Here is a 10,008-nt window from a genome sequence, read left to right as displayed (position 1 = left end):
TATACAGGGGGAAACTATGGATATACAAGTTTTAGATGAAGAAACGATTATTAATGCTTTAATAGATGAAATGTTGGACAACTATATACCTGAATGTATTTTTATTAAAAAAGGGAGATATTTATTAAGGGATGTAATTAAGGGAAAATGGGAAGATGTAAAACTAGAAAATTATGAATACAATCAAAAACTAAAATCAGATTTTCATTACTTAAATCAGAGAATTAGATATTTAATGGAGAGGATTAAAAATAATAATCTGGATGCTGTAAAGAAGGTAAATAAGTTAACTAATATAATTTATAAGAAGAGTAAGGATTATAATTATATTCACAATTTTAATTTATATGGTGATGCATTTAGGAATTTAAATAATGTTGATGATGTTCTTAATAAATATCTGATAGTAAAAAGAGCAGAGTACACTGGATTAAATGGAAATAGTTTTCACAATGAAAATATTCATAATTGCATAGGGGAATTAACATTTCTAGGTGAGTATCTTTATAAAGAAAAACTAAATAAATATTTATTAGATTATGAAAGTATGCTTGAATTACTTTCAACCTATGATAAAAGAATACAAAAATTAACCGCGAAAACCGAATCAAATATATTAAATTTATATCGGTATATAGTAAACCATACCTCGAGTAATCTAGTCATTAGTCATGTGGAATACTTAGATAATGATGAAGGTAAGTATGAAATTGGAGTATTAGGATTAGATCATAAGAATTTAGTTTTTTATTGTGATGGTTTTAAAATAACTAATATTCTGAAAGATAAAAAGATAGAGATGTATACAGAAGTTGATGTAGATTGTGTTCATATTAGGTTAAATAAGGACATAGTCTTTACTTTATATGGGATAGAGCATCTGAAAAACTATGAAAAATTAATAAAATATTTAAATGTAAATTTTCAGTTAACCTTACATCAGTCAGTAAATTTAGAAAAAGGCAATATATATGCAGATAAACTGGCTCATGAAGATTGTGATAACAATGGTATTTGCAGTGATAATAAAAATAAAAATAAATATAAAAATAAATATAAAACAAAAGATATAGAATCTAATCAAAGTAACGTCAATTACACAAGTAAAAATAAATCAATAAGTGACTTAAATTTAGAAATATCACGATTGAAAAGAAAATGGACTTCAGATCTAGTTTGTATTTTAAATAAAATTCTAGATATTTGGAAAATAGAAGCGATTTATGGCAATGATGAGTTTAAAATATTATTTTATAACTTTATAGAAAAATATTCTGGTGATATATATTTAGATAAGGATAAATTATTATACTTAGAAAAAAATCAAATAGATAATTCACAAGTGGAAGAGATTAAGCATTATAAGAATTCATATTTAGACCTTTTCATAAGGTTGATATTAAAGAAAGTTGGAGCCAAGGAAAATACAGATAATTTTAATACAGTTTGGAAAATATTCAAGAAATATATGGTCAAATACTATTCTAATTCTTTCAAAATGAGGTATGAAGATAAAATCATTGAAGATATTGATTTAGATATAGATGATATAATAGCAAACTATATACAAATCCCTAATATTGACTATATAGATAATAGAAACATATCTCTTTTAATGTATTACCTAATTTATAATAAAAAGATTAATTACAATGACAATGAACATTATTTTTACAACTTAAATGTTTGGTTGGAAAAATATATATCTAGAAAATTAGAAGAAAAACGACTATACAACTTTGAGATGCAAATCCTTAATTATAGTAATGATCCAACTAAGGATAATGCTAGAGAAAAGGAAGAGAGCATTAATATTGAAGGTTTAACGGTACAAGAAAGAATAGAGATGTATCTAGATAATAATAAGTCATTAGGAAAAAGGGAAAGAAAAATTCTGGAACTATTTACAAGAGCCACATCTTATACAGAGGCAGATATACAAGAAATATGTAATAAGGATGGTATTAGGTTTATTTCTAAGTCAGTAATGGTATTTATGCAAGATTTTATCTCAAAACTTAACAATGAAGGACATGATTGGATAGGGTTTAAGGTTGTAGGTATGTCAACATATGAGTATTATCTGAAATAGGGGGGAGTTCAAGGGATGAATATAAACGAAGGACAACAAATTTTAAGGGCTTTACACAATGGAAGTGTTCCAGCATATGAAGGTGCCAAATATATTATGTGTGGTCATGAAGAAGAGAGAGATGCAATACTAGAAGATTTGGATTATATAAAATTCAAGTCAAATGGGGATTCACATTCAGGATTCAAAATGATATATGGGCCATATGGAAGTGGTAAATCTTTTTTATGCGAAGTCTTAAAAGAGGAAGCACTGAAGGATAATTTTGTTATTTCAGAAATAGTAATATCTAAGAATACTCAACTCCATAATTTTGAAACAATATACAATAAAATAATGGTTGGTATGAGAACTAATGAATTTAGGGAGTTCTCTGCTTTTAGAATTATAATCGAAAGTTGGATTGAAAAAGAAAAATCTGAGATTATAAGTAAATATAACTTAGATCCTGATGATAATGAAGAGGATGAAGAAAAACTTATAGCAAGGCTTGAAGATAAGATATCATTAGAACTTGCTAAAGCAAATACAACTAATGTTTCTATTGTAAATGCAGTTATATCATTTTGTACAGGGCTATTACGTGGTGATAATACATTGGCACAAAAGTCTCTTGCTTGGTTTGCTGGTGATACTAATATACCTGCCGACATAAAGAGGAGTATAGGGGTTAAAGGATCAGTAGATAAGGGAAATGTATTTGAATTTCTTAAAACATTACTATATATCATAGAAAAATCTGGTTATGCAGGTTTGCTAGTAATAATAGATGAAGTTGAGACTGTAAGAAAAGAGAGAAAAGATATAAGATATCAGGCTTATGAAAATTTAAGATTACTTATAGATATGGTAAGTAAAGATAACCTGCCCGGTTGCTATCTTCTATTTACTGGTACGGAGGAATTAATAGAAGACGAAGAAAAAGGCATAAAGGAGCATGATGCTTTATATACCAGAATAGAGCCAATTAAATTAGGAGATATTCGAATATTAGAACAACCACTCATTAAATTATCAAGATTTGATTCAAGCCAGTTAATAGAAGTTTCTAAAAAGGTAAGACACATCCACGGAATTGTCCATGGCTGGAATCCCGAAAGTAAAATATCAGATGAGTTTATAGGAGAATATGTCCGAAGTTTTACTAATGCTTTTGGAAAGGAAGTAAGCATATTACCGAGGACCTTTTTACGGAATTTTATATTCATCTTAGAAGCAGCGAAAAAAGAACCTATGAGTAAAATAAAATCACTTCTAAACATTTCTGAAGAACAGATAGAGGAAGTTAATAAGCAAATTGAACTATATGGTAGAGAAGTTGCCATGGAGATGGAACTATGATGGAATCTAGTTATTTTTTATTAGATGATAAAATTCAGAATGGAATCAAAGACGTTTTAAAGTGGAATAGTCTAACACCTATACAAGAAAAGACTATCCCACGTCTTCTGAATGGAGATAACTCTATCTTAATTGCACAGACTGCTGGAGGAAAAACAGAAGCAGCATTTTTACCTATTATATCTGAAATCTATAAAGAAAAATTGAAACCTATTTCAGTAATCTATGTATCTCCAATTAGGGCGTTGCTTAATAATCAGGAGTTTAGATTGAAAAAACTGGGGAAAATTGGAAATATAGATGCTTTTAAATGGCATGGAGAAGTTGATTATAGCAATAAGAGAAAATTTAAGATAGAACCAAAACATATTATCGCCACTACTCCAGAATCACTAGAGGTTATACTAATGTCAGATTCATATGACCCAGAAGAATTGTTTTCAAATATAAGATTCATAGTAATTGATGAAGTCCATTATTTTGCAGAAAACTATAGAGGGGCTCAACTTCTGAGTATCATTGAAAGGATCCAGACTTATTCAAAGTATGATATTCAAAGGATAGGTTTATCTGCAACTGTAGGTAATCCAGAAGAAATTTTAGATTGGATATCTGGGTCTAGTAAAAGAGGAAAATCAGTTATCAAGCCAGAAAACAAGGGAAATAAATCTAAAATTTTTATTAGATATTTTGATGAGTTTAGTGAAAATACCGTTAGTTGTCTACTACCTGAGTTAAGAGACAAAAAGGCATTATTTTTCTGTAATAGTAGAACTAATAGTGAAATGATGTCTAGAATCTTAAAGAACCTAGGGCTAAATGCAAAGGTTCATCATTCTTCCATTAGTAAGAATTTAAGAGAAATGTCAGAGGATAAATTAAAAAATGCTCCAAGTGAAATGTGCTTATGCTGCACATCTACTATGGAATTAGGGATAGATGTGGGTGAACTAGATGTTGTTATGCAATTAAACAGTCCTTCAACAGTCGCTTCATTTAGGCAAAGAATGGGAAGAACGGGTAGAAGGCAAGGCACTATATCACATTATGAATTCTGTGTTAGCCAAGAATTCTTCTTAATAAATGCTATTGCGATTGTTGAGTTAGCAAGACAAAAGTGGATAGAGTCTACCCCAACTCCATTAGCAGCATATACTGTACTATTTCAACAATTGTTTTCTATGATCCAACAAAAATTCGGGCTAAAGCATCCATATTTAAAAGGGATTGTAGAGAAATCAAATTCATTTAAAGATATTAACGAGGATAAGTTACTAGAATTTATTCAATATCTTATTGATGAAAACTATCTGGAATTTAGTAATGGTGAATATCTGCTTGGTAAGGAAATTGAGAAGGAATATGGTTATAACTTTATAATGAACTTTTTATCTGTATTTGAAACTATACCTGAATTTTCAATTATATATAAAAATAAAGAAATTGGAACTTTGCAATCGTGGTTCATCTATTCACTATTAAAAGAAAATAAGACATCTAAATTTATATTAGCAGGAAATACATGGGTGATAGACAAGATTGATTATGATAGATATAGAATATATGTGCAAATATCTAAAGAAGGTGGACTTGCCATATGGATGGGTAATGGGATGGTCATATCTTATGAAATAGCCAAACAAATGCTAAAAGTACTTAATAGTAACAACGATTATCCATACATTGATATTAGGTCTAAGGATGTATTAAAAAGCATACGATTAGAGCATTCTGCATTATCTATAGATTTGGATGAAATCCTTATAGATGTAGTAAAAGATGGATTCGATATATATACTTATGCAGGCCATAAGGTGAATTTCACTCTTGGATTAATAATTCAACATGAACTTGGGCTTGAGTTTAACGTTTCCTATGACAAACTTAAGGTTAGAAAAGTAGAAAAAAATATTACTGAAAAACATATTTTAGATATATTCAATAGACTTAAAACAGATACAGATAAAATGGAAGAAATAATTGAGAAGGCTTTAATATCCTCTAACTTTGAAAGTCATTCTAAGTTTTATAAACATTTACCGAGGTTTGCGCAAATAGAAGTTCTTAAATATGAGTTAGTAGATATAAAAAATACAGTAAAATTACTAAAAGAATCTAATATAAATATTGAAAATATATACGATAGGTTATAATTGTAAAAATCAAAATCACTAAGAATGAGAAGTATATTATGCTAACAGAAGGGTGGAACACTAGATGAGAGAAATTGAATTTGATATTATATTTGCAATTAATAGAAATGAAGATGTATATATGACTATCTTAGATGGTTACCAATTAGTTGAATTCTGGGATGATGGGATAATAACATATAATCCAGAGATTCAAAGAGGCACTAAGGTAAGGATTAGAAACAATGAAGAAATCGAAGAACCAGTGTACAGTAATTCTAATGTAAAGAAGATATATAAATCAATGGTTGAAGGCAATTTTTTTGAAGATATGATTACTCTTAATGTATTAAATACAGAAGAAAGTAGAATTTCAGATGCTTTTTATGATGAATCAAGTGATACTAATGTAATCGCGATAAATGGCGAAATAAATATAGCAGATGGGCAACATCGTATTCGTGCACTAAAAATGTTAAAAGAAACTAATGAAAAAGGAATAACAAATATTCCTCTAGACTCCTTTGCATTTCCAGTTAAAATAACGCATTATGATATAGAGAAAGCACAACAGCAATTTCATCAATTCTCCCAATTTTAATACTGCAGATCACTCAAATGAGATTGTTAGGGAATTAATGAGAAATAGTGAATTATCTGGAAGAATTGAGATTGTAAGGAATACAATCACAAAAAGTGAGAAGCGAAATGTCGTAACATTTGCAACTATGGTAAATGCAATCAATATGGTATATAGAGAAATGACAAATGCCCAAGCAAGACAATTGGCAATCTATTTATGTGAGTTTTTTGATGAAGTATTTAATCAGGTACCAGAACTTCTAGATTATGAAAGTCGCCAAGAAAGTAAAGAAACATCATTATTAGCAGAGAACTTTATGTTTTATGGTTATGTAGCAATAAGTAAAGTGTTAAGAGATATAGAAAACTGGCAACAGTACATACCTTTAATTAACCAAATAGATTTACATAAGGAATCTGAGATTTGGTTTGGAAGGGTTACAAAAAGAGGAAGAAATAGACTTGCTATTATAAATAGTAATGATTCAAGGAATTATTTTGTTGAAAAAATCTCTGAGCAGTTTGAACAACTTCTGGAGAATTAATTATTAAGTTGTTTTAATAGATTTAAATGATAAGTAGGAACGTATAGGTATAATAATCGAATTTAATATGAGTGTAACATAATTACAATATGTTACTGTCAATTAAGTGCCATGAGTCCTGAAAATAAAAGGGTTATGGCACTTTTATTATTATTTAATCTATACAGTGTAACATAATGGGGGAGAGTTTGATTCTGACATTAACCCAATGAAAAAGCCTCCATAGAAAGAGGGACCAACATATAAGCATATATTATGGAATCTAGTATGCTATTTAGGAGACTGAATAGTAGAATAATATTTCAACATAATATAAATTATGCTGCAAAGGTCCTGACTTTTATCAAGAAATGCGGTAACATCTATCTATAAATTCAACATAATTTATTGGAATTGAGAAGTATGGATGGCAACATAATTTATGGGGGGTGAAGTTCTTGATGGAGGAATTTAAAGAATATTTAGCACTGCAAGGAAAGAGCAAGAATACTATCGATAGTTACTATTTGCATGTTAATGGTTATAATCAATGGTATTTAGAGGCCTTTGGCAGAGACTGTTCGGTGCTATACCGGGAAAACATCTTAGATTATATCGGTTATCTTCGTAACATAAAGAAGGATACAGGAAGAACCATAAATTGTAAAATTAGTGCATTAATAAAGTATAATGAATTATTAATTGAGAATGAAATACAACAGGACCAAGTAGTTTCAAAAAAAGATAATATTAAGGTTCAGCAGACATTTGCGAATCCTTCTGATGTTACTAAATGTTACGAAGCACATTATTCCATCCCGCAAAAGTCAAATTAAATTAACCTAAAATCGGAGTGAAAAGTATATAATACAGCAGATTAAATAATCTGACCATAAGGTTTTTATGGAATAAGTCAAATTATTGTACCTTGAAAATAAAAGAAAAGGGGACCAGTCCCCTTAAACCCCTGGGATTTATCGCCTTAAAGGTAACCCCTTAATTTTATGTTGAAAAAGGTGTGCCTTCTCCCCAAGAAGGGGAGATTAAGGGTATGACCTTCCTTAAGACGCTCGGGTTGCATCCCTGCAGAGCCCTATCCTTCCTAAGGAAGAAGACACACCTTGAGTGTTAAGCTACAATATTTAATTCATTTTGGGCCATAAAGACTAATTCATTATCAATAGACTTAAGCTTTTCATTAGCTCCAGAAATTAAACACATTCTAACCAAAGAGTTTAAAGTTCTTATGGAGCCATTTGTACTAGAATAGAGTAATTCATATGCACTGTCTGTAAATATTTGATCAAAGCATCCTGCTAATTTTAACCTTGATTTAATATACTCTTTAGTTTCATCTTTAGTTAATCCTGTAAGATGGAAATTCACAACAATCCTTTGGCGAAGGGCTTCATGGGGCTGACGACTAATCTGGGAGATAAATGGAGTCTGCCCTGATAAAATTAAAATTGCATAGTCTTTAGAATCCATTTCAAAGTTAAATATAAGTCTTAAATCGTCTAGCACTGAATTAGTTAAAAACTGTGCCTCATCTACAATAATCACAGGAGTAATATTCTTACTGTGCTGATAAGTATAGATTGATTCTTGAATTTGTTTAAACATAAGAATTTTTTTGTATGCTGGAATAATCCCAAGTCCATTACATAAGGCCCTGTAAAAGTCCATAACAGTTAAAGTAGAAATTGGAATATATACAGGTTTAAAAAGATTAGGATTTAGAGAATCTACGAAACATCTAAGGAGAAACGACTTACCAACCCCAGGTTCTCCCGTAACTAGACCAAAACCATTGATGTTTTTTAGAAATTCTAATCTACTTAATGCCCCTTTAAAGTCTTGGGATTTAAAATAATCCTTGGTTTCAATGGATTTTAGAAATGGATCATAGCTTAAACCATAAAAAGCTTTATACATATTAATTCATACTCCTTTCATTTTCATTGGGATTAAAAGAGGAAAAATCAACAGGTTTGACATTATGCTCCCTTCTAATTTTAGAGTTATCAATCTTTTTAACTGGATAAATCGTATCAATGAGAAGATTATCATTAGAAAAGATATAGGCCTTATCCATGCTAGTTGGATCATATCTGATGTTAATGGTATCCCCCACATACCTTTGCGGAACTTCAAAGAGTATATTCTGTATAGAAATAGTAGAATCCTTTTTAACTCTACGAGTAACCCTATAGAGAAAAATATAGTCAATTTCCTGTTTAGTAGGGATAAATTTAATTAAATCAATATGACGAATAAACTTATCAATAGGTTTCTCCTTAGTAGAAGAATGAACCTTAGAGTTGTAATCCTCCTCAGTATATTTAAACAAAGAAGAATTTAATTCTTCTAAAGAAGATGTTTATGATACTTTAAAAGTAGGCCACCATAATAATTGAAAACCAAGCCACCTTAAAATATAATTCCCCTTAAGCATATCTTTTTAAGGGGGAGATGGAGGGTGATAGGTTTGGATAAGAAGGCCGAAATACTAATGCAGTATTTTAGGGAAAATAAATCACAAAGAGCAATTAGTAGAGACCTTAAAATGTCAAGATCTACAGTAGCAAAATATATCAATGAATTTAAATCTAAACTTGAACTTTTAGAGGATTTGGATAAAGATGAAGAAAAAGATAGAAGTAAAATACTACTTCTAATTGAAGAAATGACTTCTAAACCTAAGTATGATACAAGTAGTAGAACTAGGACTAAGTTAACAGATGAGATAATAGATAAAATAAATGAATTATTAGAACAAAATGAGAAAAATGGGCTCCTTGGTAGAATGTCGATTCTCAAATTAAACAAGTAAAATTTCTTGCTTTATAATATCTATAAAAGACTTCAAAAGCATTAAATTATCAAATTAATTCAGAAAATATTTAGTAGATTTTCAAATTGTCCTAGTATTACATAGAACCTTGGGGCTCTGCCCCAAACCCCGGGATTTTTCGCATTTGTTCTTTAAAAACATAAAAGAAGTATCTAGGATAGATACCCCTTTTATGATTCTTTATGTTTTTATAGAATCCTATTTGGCGCTCAGGTTGCATCCCTGCAGAGCCCTATCCTCCAGATAGGCAAGAAACCAATATTTAAATTCCCGTTTCAATATTAGCCTGATATACTGTTTCTTCATTTACTACTTGCATCTTTCTAACGGTTGAATACATTAGGCTAGCTATGGCTATGTTATTTATTGATCTTAGGATTCCACCTGTTATGGTATGAATAGCAGTTAAGGCTGATGGAGTAAATACTTCATTCATACAGCCTGCTATTTTCAATCTACTGGTACAATAATCTGCTGTTTCTT

General features: G+C 29.8%; 10 protein-coding genes. 7 read left to right on the top strand and 3 right to left on the bottom strand.

All coding sequences use genetic code 11. The features are described from left to right. Window positions 1-16 precede the first annotated feature (16 nt). From CUL_RS0109770 to CUL_RS0109750, 6 genes are all read left to right on the top strand, one after another. Window positions 17-2,092, top strand: coding sequence for a hypothetical protein (locus tag CUL_RS0109770; RefSeq protein WP_025641426.1), 2,076 nt, complete (start codon window positions 17-19; stop codon window positions 2,090-2,092). Between the two features lie 15 nt (window positions 2,093-2,107). Beyond that, on the top strand, window positions 2,108-3,433 hold the full coding sequence (locus CUL_RS0109765) for a BREX system ATP-binding domain-containing protein (RefSeq protein ID WP_025641420.1): 1,326 nt from the start codon (window positions 2,108-2,110) through the stop codon (window positions 3,431-3,433). Then, window positions 3,430-5,586 (top strand): DEAD/DEAH box helicase, encoded by a 2,157-nt coding sequence (locus CUL_RS0109760; RefSeq protein ID WP_025641419.1) that lies wholly within the window; start codon window positions 3,430-3,432, stop codon window positions 5,584-5,586. Before CUL_RS0109765 ends, CUL_RS0109760 begins: the two co-directional genes overlap by 4 nt. A gap of 64 nt (window positions 5,587-5,650) precedes the next feature. After that, window positions 5,651-6,166, top strand: coding sequence for a DNA sulfur modification protein DndB (locus tag CUL_RS19920; RefSeq protein WP_201767874.1), 516 nt, complete (start codon window positions 5,651-5,653; stop codon window positions 6,164-6,166). Window positions 6,167-6,203: 37 nt separating this feature from the next. Then, a complete protein-coding gene (locus CUL_RS19915; RefSeq protein ID WP_201767891.1) occupies window positions 6,204-6,692 on the top strand; it encodes a DNA sulfur modification protein DndB in 489 nt (162 codons plus the stop codon). Between the two features lie 440 nt (window positions 6,693-7,132). After that, window positions 7,133-7,507 carry a phage integrase N-terminal SAM-like domain-containing protein gene (locus CUL_RS0109750; RefSeq protein WP_157752642.1) on the top strand — a complete coding sequence of 125 codons (375 nt, stop codon included), beginning with the start codon at window positions 7,133-7,135 and terminating at the stop codon, window positions 7,505-7,507. A 292-nt stretch (window positions 7,508-7,799) separates the two neighbouring features. Here the strand turns inward: CUL_RS0109750 and CUL_RS0109745 are convergent, their stop codons facing one another. After that, on the bottom strand, window positions 7,800-8,606 hold the full coding sequence (locus CUL_RS0109745; RefSeq protein ID WP_025641417.1) for an ExeA family protein: 807 nt from the start codon (window positions 8,604-8,606) through the stop codon (window positions 7,800-7,802). Between the two features lies 1 nt (window position 8,607). Continuing rightward, entirely contained in the window at window positions 8,608-9,021 is a 414-nt protein-coding gene (locus CUL_RS0109740; RefSeq protein WP_025641416.1) for a Mu transposase C-terminal domain-containing protein, read from the bottom strand. A 138-nt stretch (window positions 9,022-9,159) separates the two neighbouring features. On the opposite strand from CUL_RS0109740, the gene CUL_RS0109735 reads away from it, so the two are divergent. Continuing rightward, window positions 9,160-9,504: a helix-turn-helix domain-containing protein gene (locus CUL_RS0109735; protein WP_157752641.1), complete on the top strand. Its 345-nt coding sequence runs from the start codon at window positions 9,160-9,162 to the stop codon at window positions 9,502-9,504. A gap of 283 nt (window positions 9,505-9,787) precedes the next feature. On the opposite strand, the gene CUL_RS18680 is transcribed toward CUL_RS0109735, so the two are convergent. Beyond that, window positions 9,788-10,008: AAA family ATPase (locus CUL_RS18680; RefSeq protein ID WP_162147640.1), on the bottom strand; the 221-nt coding region annotated here is incomplete at its 5' end.

Source organism: [Clostridium] ultunense DSM 10521 (assembly GCF_000511955.1).
Classification (GTDB): Bacteria; Bacillota; Clostridia; order Tissierellales; family Tepidimicrobiaceae; genus Schnuerera; species Schnuerera ultunensis.
Note: the sequence above shows the minus strand (reverse complement) of the source record. Positions and strands in the feature narration are given on the sequence as shown.

Excerpts from the sequence above, each read along its gene's own strand:
- CUL_RS19915 (WP_201767891.1), top strand. The coding sequence starts at position 6,204 with ATGAGAAATAGTGAATTATCTGGAAGAATTGAGATTGTAAGGAATACA.
- CUL_RS0109760 (WP_025641419.1), top strand. The coding sequence starts at position 3,430 with ATGATGGAATCTAGTTATTTTTTATTAGATGATAAAATTCAGAATGGA.
- CUL_RS0109765 (WP_025641420.1), top strand. The coding sequence starts at position 2,108 with ATGAATATAAACGAAGGACAACAAATTTTAAGGGCTTTACACAATGGA.
- CUL_RS0109770 (WP_025641426.1), top strand. The coding sequence starts at position 17 with ATGGATATACAAGTTTTAGATGAAGAAACGATTATTAATGCTTTAATA.
- CUL_RS19920 (WP_201767874.1), top strand. The coding sequence starts at position 5,651 with ATGAGAGAAATTGAATTTGATATTATATTTGCAATTAATAGAAATGAA.
- CUL_RS0109750 (WP_157752642.1), top strand. The coding sequence starts at position 7,133 with ATGGAGGAATTTAAAGAATATTTAGCACTGCAAGGAAAGAGCAAGAAT.
- CUL_RS0109745 (WP_025641417.1), bottom strand. The coding sequence starts at position 8,606 with ATGTATAAAGCTTTTTATGGTTTAAGCTATGATCCATTTCTAAAATCC.